Origin of the sequence: Leptospira wolbachii serovar Codice str. CDC (assembly GCF_000332515.2) — a bacterium.
Classification (GTDB): Bacteria; Spirochaetota; Leptospiria; order Leptospirales; family Leptospiraceae; genus Leptospira_A; species Leptospira_A wolbachii.
Genome location: NZ_AOGZ02000008.1, coordinates 201,996 through 218,077, shown reverse-complemented (window position 1 = coordinate 218,077; position 16,082 = coordinate 201,996). Strand labels below are relative to the sequence as shown.

The following is a 16,082-nucleotide window of genomic DNA, read 5'->3' as shown; positions in this document are numbered from 1 at the left end:
TTTTCCCTTCCCTAAACGTTTTCAATGGTCTCGAACTTGATTTTCTTTTTGTTCTTCGAGAATTCATCTTCGTAATCAGAGATATCCACTTCCAATCCTTCGGAGTCTTTGATAATGATATCAAGAGCGAGTCCTCGGAGTTCTTGCACAAGAACGTTGAATGATTCTGGAATTCCCGGTTTGATCGAGTGGATTCCTTTGACAATTGCTTCGTAAATTCTTGCACGTCCGAGCATATCATCTGACTTGATGGTAAGTAACTCTTGTAAGGTGTGTGAGGCACCATAAGCTTCCAGAGCCCAAACTTCCATCTCACCCAACCTTTGTCCCCCGAACTGCGCCTTACCACCAAGTGGTTGTTGCGTAACAAGTGAGTAAGGTCCGGTAGATCTTGCGTGAATTTTATCATCCACCAAGTGAGCCAGTTTCAACATGTAGATATAACCGCAGAATACTTGGTTGATGAATTTTTCGCCCGTTCTTCCGTCGTATAACTGAAATTTGCTGTTTCCTGGTAATCCCGCTTTTTTGCAGAACTCGTTTACGTCACCTTCAGTCGCTCCGTCAAATACTGGTGTTTCAAAATTGATACCCAGTTTTTTCGCAGCAAACCCAAGTTGGGTTTCAAAGATCTGACCGAGGTTCATCCGTGAAGGAACTCCGAGCGGGTTTAACACGATACCTACAGGAGATCCGTCTTCCATGTATGGCATATCTTCTTGTGCCATCACTCGAGCCACGACCCCTTTGTTTCCATGTCGTCCCGCCATCTTATCACCCACGAGGAGTTTACGTTTACGAGCTACATAGACTTTCACCATTTCTTCCACGCCAGCAGCGAGTTCATCGCCAGTTTCGCGGGAATAACGTTTGATATCGATGACAGTTCCTTCGAAACCGTTTGGCATACGAAGTGAGGAATCCCTAACTTCTTTCGCCTTCTCTCCAAAAATGGAGTGTAAAAGTTTGTATTCTGGAGTGAGGTCGGTTTCACCCTTAGGGGTTACCATACCCACAAGGATGTCTCCTGGTTTTACTTCCGCACCCACACGGATCACACCGGACTCATCCAAATCACGGAACGCTTTGTCCGAAAGGTTTGGAATATCACGAGTGATTTGTTCTTGTCCGAGTTTGGTTTCCCGCGCTTGGATTTCGAATTCTTCAATATGGATCGAAGAGAAAACATCGTCTTTGATGATTCGTTCCGAGATTAGAATCGCATCCTCAAAGTTGTAACCTTCCCATGGCATAAAGGCAACGAGTACGTTTCGGCCTAGAGCCAAATAACCAGCGTCAGTGGATGGACCGTTGGCAAGGACAGTTCCTTTTTGTAGGATCTGACCAAAGTCACCGTATTTTTCCCCTTTGATGATTTGTCCCGCAACTGGTGTTCCAATTCCTAAGTCTTGGCCTTCTTTTACAACGGCCACAAACTGAACTTCTTCCGAATGGAAAAGTTCGTGGATTTCTTTCTCCCCGTTGGGAGAAGTGAGTTCCACTCGTTCCTTGGATACTTTACTAACCTTTCCGCCAGTGGTCGTGTGTAACATAGCCACGTTTGGTTTTTGGTTAAAACAAGTTCCTTGGTTGGTTTTTTTGAATTTAATGAGTGGGTAATGAACGATCTCTTTAGATTGGTCTTCTTTGATCCAAACACCTGTAGCATCTACTTTAGAAACTACACCGTCTTTTTTCGCAACGATACAAACCCCTGCGTCATAAGCCGCACGAGCTTCCATCCCAGTTCCTACAAACGGAGCTTCTTCCGTGAGTAGTGGCACTGCTTGGCGTTGCATGTTGGAACCCATTAGTGCGCGGTTCGCATCATCATGTTCCAAAAACGGAATGAGAGCCGTAGACACAGACACAACTTGGAGTGGTGCCAAATCCATATATTGGATTTCTGCCGGGCTACGGAAAGGAAAGTCCCCTCTATGGCGAGTGGAAATGAGTTTGGAAGTGAATTCACCCTTATCATCGACAGTCGAATTGGACTGTGCCATGTAATGGTATTCTTCTTTGTCCGCAGTGAGATACTCGACTTGTTTTTGAACTTTACCGTTTTTGACAAGGCGGTAAGGAGTTTCAATAAACCCGTAGTCGTTCACACGTGCAAAACTAGACATGGAAAGAATGAGACCAATGTTTGGACCTTCCGGTGTTTCAATGGGGCACATACGGCCATAGTGAGAATAATGAACGTCACGAACTTCGAAACCTGCTCGGTCACGAGAAAGTCCCCCAGGTCCAAGTGCGTTTAACCTACGTTTGTGGGTAAGTTCTGCGAGTGGATTTGTTTGGTCCATAAACTGAGAAAGTTGTGAGGAACCAAAAAATTCATTGATGACTGCTGTGATCGGTTTGATGGAAATTAAAAGTTGAGGAGTTTGTTGTTCCGGCTCCTGAACTGTCATTCTTTCTTTGATCACTCGTTCTACCCGAGAAAATCCGAGTTTCAATTGGTTGGCAATAAGCTCACCAACAGAACGGATCCTTCTGTTTCCTAAGTGGTCAATATCATCCGGATAGTAGTTTTCCGCTTCTGACATAAGCATCACTAAGTAACGAACTGTTTCAATGATGTCGTATTTACGTAGTACTCGATCTTCTGCCTTAGCAAAGTCTTTCGGATTATTGAATTCGAATTTACTATTGATCTTGTAACGGCCAACGATTCCCAAATCAAAAGTTTTAGGAGAGAAAAAGAGACGTCGGAGTTCCCCTTCTGCATTTTCAATCGTGGAAGGTTCCCCTGGTCTCATGATTGTGTGAAATTTTTTAACCGCGTCTTCGTAGTCGTTGACACCGTCTTTTTCCAAACAATTGATAAGAACTGGGTTGTCTTTTCCTTTCGGAAATTCAATGACATCCACATCTTTTACCTTCATTTCACGAAGGATGGAGATGTTATCCTCATTAATTTTGGAACCGGCATCGAGCATGACCTCTCCGGTTTCCATGTTGATAATATCCGCGATGGTTCGGCGACCAATTAGACGTTTGAGGTCCTTTGGATTCGCTCCCGCAATCTTCATTTTAGAAGATCCGTAGAATAAACGAAGCACTTCTTCGTTCGTTCCCATACCCATAGCTTTTACAAGTAAGGTAGCTGGGAATTTTTTCTTACGGTCGATTTTCGCAACAAGGATTCCCTTATTGTCCATCTCGAATTCCAACCAAGAACCTCGGTAAGGAATGACCCTTGCGGAGAAAGTATCTCGCACTTGGTCGTAAGAAAAGAAAATACCAGGTGATCTATGCAACTGGCTCACCACTACCCTTTCCGCACCATTGATGATGAAAGTTCCGTGGTCTGTCATCACAGGAAGGTCTCCCATGTAGACAACTTGCTCCCGGATCTCTCCGGTATCTTTAATAATGAGTCGAATGACTGCTTTTAAAGGAACAGCAAAAGAAGAATCAGTGTCTTTGCACTCTTGTGGATCGCGTTTCGGCTCTCCCAAGATATAATGGCCATATTCCATGACCATATCGTTGTTTGGCGATTCGATGGGGAAGGATTCGCGAAATACCGCTTCCAACCCTTGGTTCAAACGTTTCGTCGGATCTTTCACTTCCGACTGGAGAAACCAATCAAAGGATTTTTTCTGTACGTAGATAAGATTAGGAAGTAAATTGAGGTCGGTAATTTTACCGAAATTTACCCGGTTTCTAATTTGCATTCGGGTATGCATGGAATACTCTCCCTAGAGACGTCAAAATAATAGATGGTATGATAAACGAAAAAATAGAGGTGGGGACGCCTACGGCCTCCCTGCCTCTAAATTTTTGAAGAATGGGTTTAAAAATTGGCAACCGATTAACCGGCAGCAGCAACTTCTACTTGAGCCCCAACACCTTCGAGTTTTTTCTTAATATCAGCAGCTTCGTCTTTAGAAACACCGTCTTTCACTGATTTTCCACCAGCTTCAACAAGCGTTTTCGCATCTGCCAATCCAAGACCAGTGATTTCGCGAACGAGTTTAATAACGTCGATCTTTTTGTCACCGTGTGCTTTCAAGATGATATTGAAAGTAGCAGGCTCTTCAGCAGCAGCTGGACCACCTGCACCCGCAACCGCCGCTACCGCAACTGGTGCAGCAGCAGAAATCCCGAATTTGTCCTCCATCTTTTTCACTAGATCAGCTGCCTGAACTAGTGTAAGACTTCCAATTTGTTCTAATAGCGCGTCAACAGACATCCTATATTCTCCTTATCCTACTAATCACTATGATTACTAATTGCCGTTTTTCTCGGCTACAGCATTGATGGCGCGTGCCAATGATGCCATGATTTGATTGATTCCAGAAGCAATTTGCGTTGCAGGAGCATTGACCCCACGAGCAATTTGCGCAAGAAGTTCTTGTTTGGACGGAAGTCCAGCAATCGCTTCTACTCCGGATTTACCCAAAACTTCCCCGTCCATATAGCCGGTTCTAATTTCGAGTTCCTTCTTATCTTTTGCAAAGTCCTTACAAACTTTCGCTACTGCTGGAAGTGCATCCAGAGAGAAAATAGCTGCAAGAGGGCCTTTGTAAACATCTCCAAAATCAATGGAGTTGTTTTTATGTTCAGAAGACTCTTTTAATGCACGGAGGAAAAGGTTGTTTTTAATTACCTTCATCTCCGATCCTTCCTTGCGAAGTTTCGCACGAAGGTTAGACATATCTTCAACAGTTAAACCGCTGTAAGACGCTAAAATAAAGTTTGGTCGTTTTTCTAAACGACTCTTAAGTTCTGATACTGCTTCAATTTTAGATGGATTTGCCATTGTTCTTACTCGTTATATGTTCGCGTTTACTAGTTCTTTTACATCGACTTTCACGCCGATTCCCATAGTTGCCGCAACCGAGAAAGACTTTAGGTAATCACCCTTCGCATCAGAAGGTTTGTCTTTCATTAGTGCTGCCACTACCGCATTGATGTTTTCAGAAAGTTTGTCATCAGAGAAGGAACATTTTCCAACACCTAAATGAACCACTCCCCCTTTGTCTGGGCGGTATTCAATTCGGCCGGCTTTTAGTTCTTTTACTGCTTTAGAAACATCAGTAGTTACTGTTCCTGCTTTTGGTTTCGGCATGAGGCCTTTACGACCAAGAACAGGACCCAATTTTCCTACTTCCTTCATCATATCAGGAGTAGCGACGCAAGCGTCAAAATCAGTCCAACCACCAGCAACCTTTTCAATGAGATCCATATCTCCTACAAAGTCAGCTCCCGCTTCTTTTGCTTCGTTTTGTTTGTCTCCTTTGCAGAAAACCAAAACTTTAATTGTTTTTCCAGTTCCGTGGGGAAGAGAGATAGTCCCTCTTACGTTTTGGAGAGATTTATAATTGATTTTAGTCGAAATCTCTAATGTTCCATCAAATTTGGAAAAACTAGTAGCTTTTGCCAAACCGACTGCATCGCCAAGGGTATAAGCCTTAGTGCGATCGACTTTCTCTTTGAGTTGGATATACTTTTTGCCGCGTTTCATGACTTCAGTTCCCGTTTCCTATGATTACTCGACGTTTACACCCATGGAACGACAAGTTCCAGCAATAATGTTGATTGCTGCATCCATATCGTTCGCATTGAGATCTTCCATCTTAGTTTTTGCAATTTCTTCTAGTTGAGCTCTTTTGATTGTTCCCACTTTTACAGTGTGTGGAGTGGCAGATCCACCCTGTAAGCCTAGCGCCTTCATGACTAGAAGTGCTGCTGGAGGAGATTTAGTTACGAATGTAAAACTTCTGTCGGAATAAACAGTAATAACTACTGGGAGTTTGAGTCCCATTTGAGTTTTTGATCTCTCATTGAACTGTTTACAAAATTCCATAATATTGAGTCCGGCTTGACCAAGCGCTGGACCTACTGGGGGAGCCGGGTTTGCTTTCCCTGCTTCCACTTGGAGTTTAATTTGTTTTACTACTTTCTTTGCAGCCATCTCGTTATAGTTCCTTACTCAAATCAATCTATCAGTTCTATTGTTCCGATTTTACTTGGAGGTAATCCAACTCAACAGGAGTGGATCTTCCGAAAATTTCTACACGAACGCGGAGCCTTCCCTTATCAGGGAAGATTTCATCCACAAGTCCTGTGAAATTAGCAAACGGACCATCTATAATTTTCAATGTTTCACCCACTTTAAATAGGAAACGAGGTCTCGAAACTTCTTCCGATTCCACACTTCCCACATCACTGAAGAGATTTTTGATCTCATCGAGGGATAGTGGCTCCGGACCTTTTCCTTTTCCGCCTACAAATGTAGACACAGAAGGTAAGTTCTGGATTTTAAATCGAAGGTCATCGGTCATGTTCATCTCAACGAGAACGTAACCCGGCATGAGTTTTTTCTTAGTGACCTTCTTCTTGCCGTTTTTCATCTCGGCAACTTCCATCGAAGGAATTTTTACCGCAAAAATTTGGTCTTCCAGCTTTTGTTGTTGGACCATCTTTTCAATGTTTGTCTTCACCTTATTCTCGTGACCGGAATAAGTTTGAAGCACATACCATTTTTTATCTAAAGAATCGCCCACTTCCCTACCTATGTTCCTAATGCCCAGAACCATTTTAACAGCTTAAGGAAAATGAAATCCGAAGCTGATAAAAATAGGGAAAAGATAAATACTGTAACTAGGACTACAACGGTAGAACTCACAACTTCTTGGCGCGTAGGCCAATGCACTTTTTCAAGTTCTGCTTTACATTCCTGAATGAAACTCGTAGCTTTCATTGATCCTTGTCCTGTTCTCTAATTCTATATATTCTGCAGTATCTGGCAGGGCTGGAGAGAATCGAACTCCCACCAAGGACTTTGGAGATCCTAGTTCTACCATTAAACTACAGCCCTAAACAAGCCCTCTACCAGGCTTGAACTGGTGACCCCTTCCTTACCATGGAAGTGCTCTACCACTGAGCTAAGAGGGCAAACGTTTCCCACCCAAGCGCGGGTTTCCAAGCAAGGCTAGGTTTTTTACACTATTTTAAATGAGGCTCTTTGGTCAATGGAAAATGAGTTTATTTCATGGAAATGGCGAAAAAACAAGAAAAACCATGAATTTCCCTTGAGATTTTAGTTGTGGATTTCCCCGTTCGATAATAGAACCATGTGGGAACAGTCCCCGCTTTAAGGAATGATTCGTGGCGAAACCCTTTGTAGAATTAGAAACACAAATCCCCGATTTGGTAAAGGCAAAATCCAAAATTGTAGTCCGGTCCTCACGGATGAATCGCCAATTGGAACAATATGTCCTAGGTCTTATCACCAACATTCTTGCCGAAGTGGGCCAAACCCAATTTGTGGAAATGCTTTATACCATCTCCAAAGAATTAACCATCAATGGAATCAAAGCCAACCAAAAACGAGTTTTTTTTGAAGACGAAGGTTTGGACATCACCGATGAAAACGATTACTTCCAGGGAATCAAAGACTACTCCAAAAAGTTTTCCGAAAAGATGGCTGATGAATATGGCAAACGATGTCTCGCTCGTGGTGTCTATGTACAAATCAAATTCCACTACTGTTTAGATGGACTACTTGTCGAAGTCACAAACAACACTCCCGTAATTAAAACCGAGGAGGCTCGGATGCGGGAAAAAATGAAAAAGTCCATGAACTACAATGACATTGCAGAGTTCTATATGGACAATATGGACAACACAGAAGGTGCCGGTCTTGGAATTGCCCTCATTATGATTTTACTGAAAAATGAAGGGGTGGACCCTAACCTATTTCGGATCATCACCCACCCAGACCGAACCGTGGCTCGTGTAGAAATTCCGTTTAACGACAATTATGTGTCGTTCCGTAGCGCAGAACTAGCAGAAATCTAAGAAAATCTACCTTCTATTTCGATAGACCTCATGTTCGCCATTTTCGAAACTGGCGGACATGGAATTAAAAGGTGCAAACATTCTCGTCACCGGATCTGCCGGTGGACTCGGAAAAGCAATGGCTTACCGTTTAGGCAAAGCCGGAGCCAATATCATTCTCTCAGACATCCAAAAAGACAAATTGGACGAAACCGTCGCCCTCTTCCAAAAAGATGGGATCAAAACTACAGGCATTGTTGCCAACGTGGCCAAAGAAGAAGACAGCATTCGTCTTATGGATGAAGCGGTAGCTTTCCAAGGTAGTTTGGATGTAGCCATTTTGAATGCAGGAATCTTACGTGATGGACTACTTATCCGAGTAGACAAAGAAACCGGAAAAGTAAAAGGAAAGATGGGAATCGACCAGTGGCAATCGGTCATCGATGTAAATCTTACAGGTGTATTCCTTACCGCAAGAGAAGCAGCCGCAAAGATGGTTGAACAAAAAAAGGGTGTGATCATCCCCATCGCTTCCATTGCCATGCATGGAAACTCGGGCCAAACCAATTACAGTGCAGCGAAAGCCGGAGTTGCGGCCATGACTGTAACTTGGTCCAAAGAACTTGCCAAATTTGGAATTCGCGTGGCAGGGATTGCTCCCGGATTTATAGGAACGGAAATGGTTCTAAAAGATATGAATCCAGAGGCTTTAGAAAAATGGAAGTCCATCATTCCCGTGGGAAGACTGGGCGAACCAGATGAAATTGCATCCACTGCTGAGTTCATCATCTCCAATGATTTAGTTACCGGTGTCGTTTTGGAAATTTCTGGTGGCGTGCGAATCTAACTTTGATTAATCCTTTTGCCCTCGGTATCTTCCGAGGGTTCCCGAAATTTATTGCATGTATTTGTCATTTTTTTTATAAACGAAAAAAATTTCGTAGGTAAAATCAGTATAGATTCGTCATAAGGATATAACGGAATCTTTACCGATGAAAATAAAAACAGAACTATCGAAACAACAATTGGAACAAGCCATTAAAGGGATACAAGGTATCGCGCACCCTATTCGTTTATTGATTCTATATACCCTAGCTAAAGAAGAAAAAACTGTCGGCCAACTTGTAGAATTACTTGGTACTAGTCAATCAGCAGCTTCCCAACACTTAAGTAAGATGAAAAACAACGGAATCTTAGAATCACGTAAGTCTTCAAACCAAGTGTTTTATAGTTTGAAAGATCCAAAGTTCAAAGATCTGATTCAAACGATCGTCAAAGTGTATAAAAAGTAAACACTAAGACCTTTCTTCTAATAAGAAACGAACATATTCTCCCACAGCATCCCTTAGGTTGGTATAACCGAAGGGATATCCCGTTTGGCTTATTTTTTCCATTTCTGCACAAGTGTAGTATTGGTATTTGCCTTTTAATGATTCTGGCATATCTACGTATTTAATGTTTACGACTTTGTTCATGGAAGCGAACAAAGCGTTCGCTAAATCATTCCATGTTTCTGCAACTCCCCTCCCTACATTGTACAATCCGTACTTTCGTTCACTGCAAAGGTAAATGCTGATTTTACTGGCATCCTTTACATAGAGGAAATCTCGTTTTTGTTCTCCATCTTTGTATTCGGGTTTATAGGATTTGAATAATTTCAATTCCCCCGTATCTCTGATTTGTTCGTATCCTTTCAAAACAAGGCTACGCATATCACCCTTATGTGCTTCCCCATACCCAAAGACATTGAAGTATTTGAGGCCTATGAGTTTGTCAGCGATTCCCGTTTTTTTTGCGTAAAGATCAAAAAGCTGTTTGGAATACCCATACATATTTAGAGGCTTTAAGTTCTCGATAGGAGCCTTGTCGTCGTATCCAAATTCTCCTTCTCCATAAGTGGCAGCGCTCGAGGCATAGAGAAAAGGAATTCGTTTGGAAACAGCAAACTCAGCTAGTTTCTTCGTGTACTGAAAATTATTATGCATAAGATAAGTGGCATCTTTTTCCGTTGTAGCAGAGCAGGCACCTAAATGGTAAATTTCAGAGATATCGTTTAAGAGGGGACTTCCGGAATCTAATAAGGATTCGAACCTGTCCTTTTCATAGTAATCTTGGAAAAAATTCCTTTGTAGGTTTTTCCATTTTTCCGTAGTTCCGAGATGGTCCACGACCAAGATATCGGTATTTCCATTATGATTGAGATCTTCTATGATTTGAGAGCCAATGAGGCCCGCACCACCGGTGACTAGAGTAAGTTTTTTTGCCATGTATTCGTTTTAGTTTTTCCTATCCAACGTTTCTTTCTATAAACTTTTTTCACAAAGAAGAAAATCTGATCTAGATCTTTAAGGATCAGATCAGAGCCAATCAGATGTAGTCGATCATTCTTCCAAATTTTGTATCCACTTGATTTATGGTCTCCGGAAGCGGAACAAGAACTTCAGGAATCCAAGGTTTCATCCGGCAATCAAATACAATGGGCACTTGGTATGAGATATGGTTTTGTTTGGTTTCGGTTCTTGCATAGATATCCGATGCCGGCTCCATTCTTGTAAACATAGTCCAGATAAAATCGGAATCGGTTCGTACAGAATCTTCTGCGTCATCCACAAGAAAAACATAATGGAATCGACCAAGATCTTCTTGCAATAAAGCAAGTGCTAAGTGATCCTCCTTAACATAAGCCGAACCCTTGACCACAAGGACTCCCGGTAAAAATACTTTTGGATTTTGGAAACGTTTGTCTTTGAAATTTCCGACAAATTCTTTCGGTAAGTTGGGATACTTTAAAGGGGCATTAGCTTCCGTAATTCCCATCCAGAGCATCTTACTTCCCTTGTTCACGGTCCCACTAGTATAATCCAAAGTATCTTGGCTGATATGGCTAAAGATAAAAAAATCTGTTCTTGGATCACATCTTTCTGTGATGACACGGAAGGTTTCCGAAAAGTTTTTAAGGTTCACTCGTTCGTTTGTCACAAGTAAACATTTGGTGAGGGACAACTGTCCTTCTCCGAGGATTCGAAGGGCTCCCATAAAGGCTTCACGGAAATACCGTTCTTTCACAACAGCCGCCGCAAGGGAATGAACTCCTGATTCTTCATAAGCCCAAACACCGAGCACCTGTGGCATGACAAGTGGAAACATAGGAGAAAGTAAATCCTGTAAAAACTCAGCGATGTAGTGGTCTTCTTGGGGAGGTCTTCCCACAACAGTGGCGGCCCAAATGGCATCCTTTCTGTGTCGGATATGGGTTAGATCCAAATAAGGATAATCGTGTAACAACGAATAGTATCCGTAGTGGTCACCAAACGGCCCTTCTGGTTTTCTAAGTTTGGGAGGAATGGTTCCAATCAATGCAAAGTCAGCGTCGGCAATGATAGGGTATGGGGAAACCGATTTGTCTCTTGTCATCCGAAGTTTTTCACCCATTAAAAAGGAAGCAAAAACAAGTTCAGGAATCTCTTCCGGAAGAGGAGCCACGGCGGCAATGGTAAGTGCAGGAGGTCCACCGATGTACACATGGGCCGGAAGGGCCTGGCCTTTTTTCTCCGCCTCATAATAATGGAACCCTCCTCCTCTATGGATTTGGATGTGCATGCCGACAGTTTTGTCCCCATAAAGTTGCACCCGGTACATTCCTAAGTTTCCATTTCCCGACTCGGGGTGCTCTGTGTAGACAAGCGGGAGAGTCACAAAGGCTCCTCCGTCTTTCGGCCAAGAAACTACCTGAGGTAAGTCGTTTGTCGAAAGAACGCTACCAGAGAGAACGGGAGCCCTTCTCACCTGCTTTAATCCCACTTGGAAGGGTAAAAGGCCGAGAGACCGTTCTTTCCAAAGTTTGGAAAACCTGGGTGGGAAAATTTCTTTGGCAAGTTTGGCCAGACGTTGGATGGTAGCTACGGGTTTTGGTCCAAAAGCAAGATGGATTCTCTTTTCGGATCCATAGAGATTGGTGGCTACGGGAAACTTGGTTCCTTTGACATTGGTGAACAAAAGGGCTGGGCCTTTTTTGGCAACCACACGCCTTTGGATCTCTGCCAGTTCCAAATATGGATCCACAGGATCGGAAATTACATGGAGCTCTCCTTCCTTTTGCAAAAGTCGGACAAAATCATTGGTGGATCGTAGTGAAACCATAAAAAGGAATAGACGGCTCCTTGTTTTCTTAGACGCTATAGGGCATAAAATCTATGTCCCAAGAACCAAATACCACACAACCAATCATTACCGATATCAAAAGAATTGCTGTCTGCGGAGGATCTTTAGGGAGAGAAAGGCGCTCCTATGTCCGGGGCCAAGTGGTGGATGTGGGGATTACAGATCTTATGAAAGCCGAAGGACTTTGGGATCTCATGACCGGACTTTTTATTGGGGAAGAAACAAAAATCACACCTTTCCTAGATTTCTCTTTGGCACCGGTCAGAAAACCCGTATTGAAATTGGAAGTGTATGATGTTGGTGGAAATAAAATCTACACTTCCGGAAAAATCAAAGCCGACGAAGACGGATTTTTTTCCTGTGAAATCAGAGACAAACTGCCCGTTGGATCTCATGACTTCCAAGTGGTCCTGGAAGGCCTCGATAGTTTTCGCCAATACTCCAAAGACTTAGCCCATTTGAATACCACAGAAGATTCGATTTTAGGAAAGACTACCATTGTGGGTAAAGGTAAACTCAGGATCCTTGCCGAAGACTACAAAGGGATGGTGGTCACTTCCGACATTGACCAAACTTATTTGGCTACAGACATCCATTCTGGGAAGGGAAAGTTTTCAGCAGTTTTTGAAACACCTAACCAAAAGCAGGCGCTTCCGGGAATGCCAGAATTGTATAGGGAACTCAGAACATCCTTATCGAATGCACCCCTTGCTTTTATTTCCGCAAGCCCTCACTTCTTTCGCAGGACCATGCTTGCGACCATTGCCAAAGACAATATCCAAATTGAATCCTTACATTTAAAATATTTGGAAGGTACCATTAAAGGTGTTTTTGATAAAGTGCTTGGGACCATTTTTAACCCTATCGAATTTTTACAGAATGGATTCAAACCAGCTTGGTCTCGAACCAAAAAATTCTTAGGAGCTTCTTACCAAAGTCTCTTTGACCAAATGTCCTATAAACTTTCGATTCTTCTCTATGACCGAGTGTATCTCCCCACAGAATCCAAAGAAATTCTCCTCGGTGACAATACGGAATCGGATTATATGATTTTTACTCTCTACCAAATTATCTGTATGGGAAAACTCACCGGGGATGAATTGGAAGAGTATCTGTACAAACTCAACTTCCTAGGTAGGGATGCGATCACAAGAGATGCTGCCAAAAAAATCCGACTCCTTTCCGAAGAAATTCATAGAATCCATGGAACCATCAATCCAGTTTCTTTAAGTATTATCAACAGGACTGGCCACGGACCCAGTGAACAGGAAATGCGTGAAAAAGTTAAGGACGCACTTCCGGCGGGAATGTATGAGTCGTTGTTTGGGACCAAACAAGCGTTTTATGGAACGGAAGGTGCTCTAGGAATGTCGATGCTTTTAGAATCGGAAGGACATTTTACAATCGAACAGACTCTGGGAGTTGTGGCGGGAATGATTGGGAAGGTGTTAGAGGGGAAATTAGTAGATGAAAGTTTTTTATTAAAATTGCTCGAGGAATTAACGCTGCCAAAATCTGCAGAGACTTCTAGACAGAAATTAAAGGAAGGCCTTCTCTCTGCCTTCCAATCTTAATTTTTATAGATTTAGTTTATTCTGCACAAAGCAGAGAACATTACTGTTTTTCGAAGTTTTACGGGAGAAAAAACGCATGATTGGTTTGTCGCGATTTTCTTCCAAAATGGTTCTGTTTCTATTGCCAATTTGGCCATAGGGAATAGTAAAAAACGCACTTGTTTTCCTTTCAATGAACCACCTAAGTTTTCTATGACCTCTATCGGGCTGCCATAAAAAATGGAAGTTCGAATATGCATAATTCCAAGAGAATTCGCAATGGAAGGATCTTCCACAATATAATAGTCTGGTGGGTCTAAACTTAGTTTCGTTACTAATTCCTCAATCTGAACGGAAATATTTTTCATTTCCTTCCAGACTTTTGCATTTATGTAAATCGAATAGATTAGTCCGGCTCCTAGGAAAAAAAGTAAAATGTATTTTTTTCTGCCAACTATTCTCTTCCATTTAAAATTTGATAAAAGTAAAATAGGAAATAAACTGAAACAGGAATAATAACGAGTACCCCAATCAATATTAGAATCGTTAGGTGAAAAAATAGAAACTATACATACAATTAGAATCCAAACAAAAAAAAGATTCCTAGTGATTGTCTTTCTTTTCTGCGGATGAAAGAACATAAACATAACAATAAAAACTAAAAGCCAAGGTGAGTATCCAAGAAGTCCAACCCTTGAATTTCCCCAAAGGAGAAGACTTTTCCATTTTTGAAGCACATCCATTCCGAAACGAAATATACCTGTTTTATTATTATCGAACCTAGGCCCAAGTATCGAATCATAAACAAAATAGTTCACACTCACATAAACAAAAACGATGAAAGAAATAACGAATAATCTTTTAAAATGCCAATTGTTTCGGTAAAACCCACTTCCATTTTTAAAAATGGAATAAAGATGAATCATTACCAAAAACGCAAAAAGTAAAAGAATCTCAGTTCTTAAAAACAAGGCTAAGATAGCCAAGAGAACCGCTGTTGCAGTTACAAAATGGAAGCGAGGTTCTTTAAAATACGTTAGCAAAAAAAACGTTAAAAATAGAGAGCCAAAGGCAATATCGGAAAAAGCTAAAAAATGCTGTAATAGAGGAGTAAACAGAAGAATGACTAAAAAAAACCACCATTTCTTCGTTACACGATAAATTAAAAAAGAATACAGCCAAAACAAAACAGCGCCTAAATAAACAATTCCTTCCGGCCAATTTAATTGAATGAATGGTGTGATTAATACTGTATTTAGAAATGGAAAGGGAGCAATCATACTCCCGTTTTGATCCAATTGAAGGTTATAAGAATGTTTAAAATAGAAATACTTATATTCCGGGTCTATATCCATACCTGGATAATGAATCCCCTGCTTTATAAATCCGTTTTCTAACCAGAAGACTGATTGTAGAACTTTCGCAATGCTATCACCAGCAAAACTATAACTTGGCCTGGTATAACCAGCAATCAAAAGTGTGATCATTAAAAATATGGCTGGCAGAATGTATCGAAACGATTTATTCATTATTTTCTGGGTTTTTCTCCAATGGAAAAACCATTCACAAATTCAACGACATAAAGCGGGCGGCCTTTTGATTCTTCAAAAATGCGAGCAATGTATTCACCTAAAATTCCTATAGAAATAAGAATCGAACCACCGATCAAACAAATGAGAGTCACAATTGTCGCCCATCCAGGATTATAAACAATCGGCATTTCTAAAATAAAGTGTTGAAAAGCACGGAACAACGCATATACACCGACTCCAAATCCGATGAGCGCCACTATGATGCCGAGTCCCAAGCTAAATCGCAAAGGTAGCGGTGAAAAAGAAACAGCTGCATTCATTGCAAGTTTTAACATTTTCCGTAACGGATATTTTGTTTCACCAGCTACCCTTGGATCACGTTTATAAAAAACGGGTGTCTGCGGAAAACCAATCCAAGCATTCATTCCTCGAAGGAACCGATGATTTTCACGAAGCCCATTTAAAGCGTCCAAACACCTTCGGGAAATTAGGCGGAAGTCACCGGAATCCAAAGGTAAATCTTTATGGACCAAAATTTTCATTAGTCTATAGAATGCCCAGGCAGTTGTTTTTTTGAAAAATGATTCTCCCGAACGAGCCAACCTTTGTCCATAAACTACATCATATCCTTCTCTATACTTAGCGAGCATCTCCAAAATCACTTCAGGCGGATCCTGCAAATCTGCATCCATCACCACAACCGCATCACCTTTGGCATAGTCCATTCCAGCAGTTACAGCCAACTGATGTCCAAAGTTTCTCGACAGACTAATGACTTGAATTTGCGGATCACTGTTTGACCACGAAACCAACTGAAAAATAGTTTGATCGGTACTGCCATCGTTTACAAAAATGACTTCCACTTTCGTTGGTAAAATTTTGATTAATTCGTTAAGTCTTTCTTTTAAGAAAGGAAGAGAAGATTCTTCGTTATAACAAGGGATAATGATAGACAATAATTTTGGATTTTTTCGTGGGATTAGATAATAGTGCATAAGAAATATTTGATTGAAGGAACTTAACTGATTCTAAAAGGAAA

Annotated in this window: 15 protein-coding genes and 2 tRNA genes; 4 read left to right on the top strand and 13 right to left on the bottom strand. The window is 41.6% G+C overall.

Features of this window, described 5'->3' with window-relative positions:
- Positions 1–11: 11 nt before the first annotated feature.
- The 9 genes from rpoB to LEP1GSC195_RS02765 all read right to left on the bottom strand — a co-directional run bounded on the left by rpoB (position 12) and on the right by LEP1GSC195_RS02765 (position 6,912).
- Positions 12–3,698 carry a DNA-directed RNA polymerase subunit beta gene (gene rpoB, locus LEP1GSC195_RS02805; RefSeq protein WP_015679946.1) on the bottom strand — a complete coding sequence of 1,229 codons (3,687 nt, stop codon included), beginning with the start codon at positions 3,696–3,698 and terminating at the stop codon, positions 12–14.
- Positions 3,699–3,823: 125 nt separating this feature from the next.
- On the bottom strand, positions 3,824–4,204 hold the full coding sequence (gene rplL, locus LEP1GSC195_RS02800) for a 50S ribosomal protein L7/L12 (RefSeq protein WP_002983005.1): 381 nt from the start codon (positions 4,202–4,204) through the stop codon (positions 3,824–3,826).
- A gap of 36 nt (positions 4,205–4,240) precedes the next feature.
- Positions 4,241–4,774: a 50S ribosomal protein L10 gene (rplJ, locus tag LEP1GSC195_RS02795; RefSeq protein ID WP_015679895.1), complete on the bottom strand. Its 534-nt coding sequence runs from the start codon at positions 4,772–4,774 to the stop codon at positions 4,241–4,243.
- Positions 4,775–4,786: 12 nt separating this feature from the next.
- On the bottom strand, positions 4,787–5,479 hold the full coding sequence (rplA, locus tag LEP1GSC195_RS02790; protein ID WP_015680165.1) for a 50S ribosomal protein L1: 693 nt from the start codon (positions 5,477–5,479) through the stop codon (positions 4,787–4,789).
- Between the two features lie 24 nt (positions 5,480–5,503).
- Positions 5,504–5,929, bottom strand: a complete 426-nt coding sequence (rplK, locus tag LEP1GSC195_RS02785; RefSeq protein WP_002983315.1) for a 50S ribosomal protein L11 — start codon at positions 5,927–5,929, stop codon at positions 5,504–5,506.
- A gap of 37 nt (positions 5,930–5,966) precedes the next feature.
- A complete protein-coding gene (nusG, locus tag LEP1GSC195_RS02780) occupies positions 5,967–6,554 on the bottom strand; it encodes a transcription termination/antitermination protein NusG (protein WP_051122343.1) in 588 nt (195 codons plus the stop codon).
- On the bottom strand, positions 6,530–6,718 hold the full coding sequence (secE, locus tag LEP1GSC195_RS02775) for a preprotein translocase subunit SecE (RefSeq protein ID WP_015679892.1): 189 nt from the start codon (positions 6,716–6,718) through the stop codon (positions 6,530–6,532). Before secE ends, nusG begins: the two co-directional genes overlap by 25 nt.
- Before the next feature lie 43 nt (positions 6,719–6,761).
- A tRNA-Trp gene (locus LEP1GSC195_RS02770) sits at positions 6,762–6,835 on the bottom strand.
- Between the two features lie 5 nt (positions 6,836–6,840).
- A tRNA-Thr gene (locus LEP1GSC195_RS02765) sits at positions 6,841–6,912 on the bottom strand.
- A gap of 213 nt (positions 6,913–7,125) precedes the next feature.
- Here LEP1GSC195_RS02765 and LEP1GSC195_RS02760 point away from each other — a divergent pair.
- The 3 genes from LEP1GSC195_RS02760 to LEP1GSC195_RS02750 all read left to right on the top strand — a co-directional run bounded on the left by LEP1GSC195_RS02760 (position 7,126) and on the right by LEP1GSC195_RS02750 (position 9,089).
- Positions 7,126–7,818: a hypothetical protein gene (locus LEP1GSC195_RS02760; protein WP_015679979.1), complete on the top strand. Its 693-nt coding sequence runs from the start codon at positions 7,126–7,128 to the stop codon at positions 7,816–7,818.
- 58 nt (positions 7,819–7,876) lie between these two features.
- Complete coding sequence (locus tag LEP1GSC195_RS02755) at positions 7,877–8,644, top strand: SDR family NAD(P)-dependent oxidoreductase (RefSeq protein WP_015679871.1); 768 nt, start codon at positions 7,877–7,879, stop codon at positions 8,642–8,644.
- Between the two features lie 145 nt (positions 8,645–8,789).
- The gene (locus LEP1GSC195_RS02750; protein ID WP_002973834.1) at positions 8,790–9,089 is read left to right on the top strand and encodes an ArsR/SmtB family transcription factor; all 300 of its coding nucleotides are present in this window, start codon (positions 8,790–8,792) and stop codon (positions 9,087–9,089) included.
- A 3-nt stretch (positions 9,090–9,092) separates the two neighbouring features.
- Here LEP1GSC195_RS02750 and rfaD read toward each other — a convergent pair whose 3' ends face one another.
- Both rfaD and LEP1GSC195_RS02740 read right to left on the bottom strand, forming a co-directional pair.
- Positions 9,093–10,064: an ADP-glyceromanno-heptose 6-epimerase gene (rfaD, locus tag LEP1GSC195_RS02745; RefSeq protein WP_015680113.1), complete on the bottom strand. Its 972-nt coding sequence runs from the start codon at positions 10,062–10,064 to the stop codon at positions 9,093–9,095.
- Between the two features lie 100 nt (positions 10,065–10,164).
- Positions 10,165–11,937 carry a UbiD family decarboxylase gene (locus LEP1GSC195_RS02740; protein WP_015680167.1) on the bottom strand — a complete coding sequence of 591 codons (1,773 nt, stop codon included), beginning with the start codon at positions 11,935–11,937 and terminating at the stop codon, positions 10,165–10,167.
- Between the two features lie 53 nt (positions 11,938–11,990).
- Here LEP1GSC195_RS02740 and LEP1GSC195_RS02735 point away from each other — a divergent pair, with 53 nt between their 5' ends.
- A complete protein-coding gene (locus LEP1GSC195_RS02735) occupies positions 11,991–13,532 on the top strand; it encodes a phosphatase domain-containing protein (protein WP_015679904.1) in 1,542 nt (513 codons plus the stop codon).
- Positions 13,533–13,543: 11 nt separating this feature from the next.
- Here the strand turns inward: LEP1GSC195_RS02735 and LEP1GSC195_RS02730 are convergent, their stop codons facing one another.
- Both LEP1GSC195_RS02730 and LEP1GSC195_RS02725 read right to left on the bottom strand, forming a co-directional pair.
- Positions 13,544–15,040, bottom strand: a complete 1,497-nt coding sequence (locus LEP1GSC195_RS02730) for an LA_3751/LA_3752 family putative glycosyltransferase (protein WP_015680003.1) — start codon at positions 15,038–15,040, stop codon at positions 13,544–13,546.
- A complete protein-coding gene (locus LEP1GSC195_RS02725) occupies positions 15,040–16,038 on the bottom strand; it encodes a glycosyltransferase family 2 protein (protein WP_015680096.1) in 999 nt (332 codons plus the stop codon). Before LEP1GSC195_RS02725 ends, LEP1GSC195_RS02730 begins: the two co-directional genes overlap by 1 nt.
- Positions 16,039–16,082: the final 44 nt, after the last annotated feature.

Bases quoted from the DNA above. Each gene is read 5' to 3' on its own strand.
- LEP1GSC195_RS02725 (WP_015680096.1), bottom strand. From the start codon at position 16,038: ATGCACTATTATCTAATCCCACGAAAAAATCCAAAATTATTGTCTATC.
- LEP1GSC195_RS02740 (WP_015680167.1), bottom strand. From the start codon at position 11,937: ATGGTTTCACTACGATCCACCAATGATTTTGTCCGACTTTTGCAAAAG.
- rplJ (WP_015679895.1), bottom strand. From the start codon at position 4,774: ATGGCAAATCCATCTAAAATTGAAGCAGTATCAGAACTTAAGAGTCGT.
- rplL (WP_002983005.1), bottom strand. From the start codon at position 4,204: ATGTCTGTTGACGCGCTATTAGAACAAATTGGAAGTCTTACACTAGTT.
- secE (WP_015679892.1), bottom strand. From the start codon at position 6,718: ATGAAAGCTACGAGTTTCATTCAGGAATGTAAAGCAGAACTTGAAAAA.
- LEP1GSC195_RS02735 (WP_015679904.1), top strand. From the start codon at position 11,991: ATGTCCCAAGAACCAAATACCACACAACCAATCATTACCGATATCAAA.
- rfaD (WP_015680113.1), bottom strand. From the start codon at position 10,064: ATGGCAAAAAAACTTACTCTAGTCACCGGTGGTGCGGGCCTCATTGGC.
- LEP1GSC195_RS02730 (WP_015680003.1), bottom strand. From the start codon at position 15,040: ATGAATAAATCGTTTCGATACATTCTGCCAGCCATATTTTTAATGATC.
- rplA (WP_015680165.1), bottom strand. From the start codon at position 5,479: ATGAAACGCGGCAAAAAGTATATCCAACTCAAAGAGAAAGTCGATCGC.
- nusG (WP_051122343.1), bottom strand. From the start codon at position 6,554: ATGGTTCTGGGCATTAGGAACATAGGTAGGGAAGTGGGCGATTCTTTA.
- rpoB (WP_015679946.1), bottom strand. From the start codon at position 3,698: ATGCATACCCGAATGCAAATTAGAAACCGGGTAAATTTCGGTAAAATT.
- rplK (WP_002983315.1), bottom strand. From the start codon at position 5,929: ATGGCTGCAAAGAAAGTAGTAAAACAAATTAAACTCCAAGTGGAAGCA.
- LEP1GSC195_RS02750 (WP_002973834.1), top strand. From the start codon at position 8,790: ATGAAAATAAAAACAGAACTATCGAAACAACAATTGGAACAAGCCATT.
- LEP1GSC195_RS02755 (WP_015679871.1), top strand. From the start codon at position 7,877: ATGGAATTAAAAGGTGCAAACATTCTCGTCACCGGATCTGCCGGTGGA.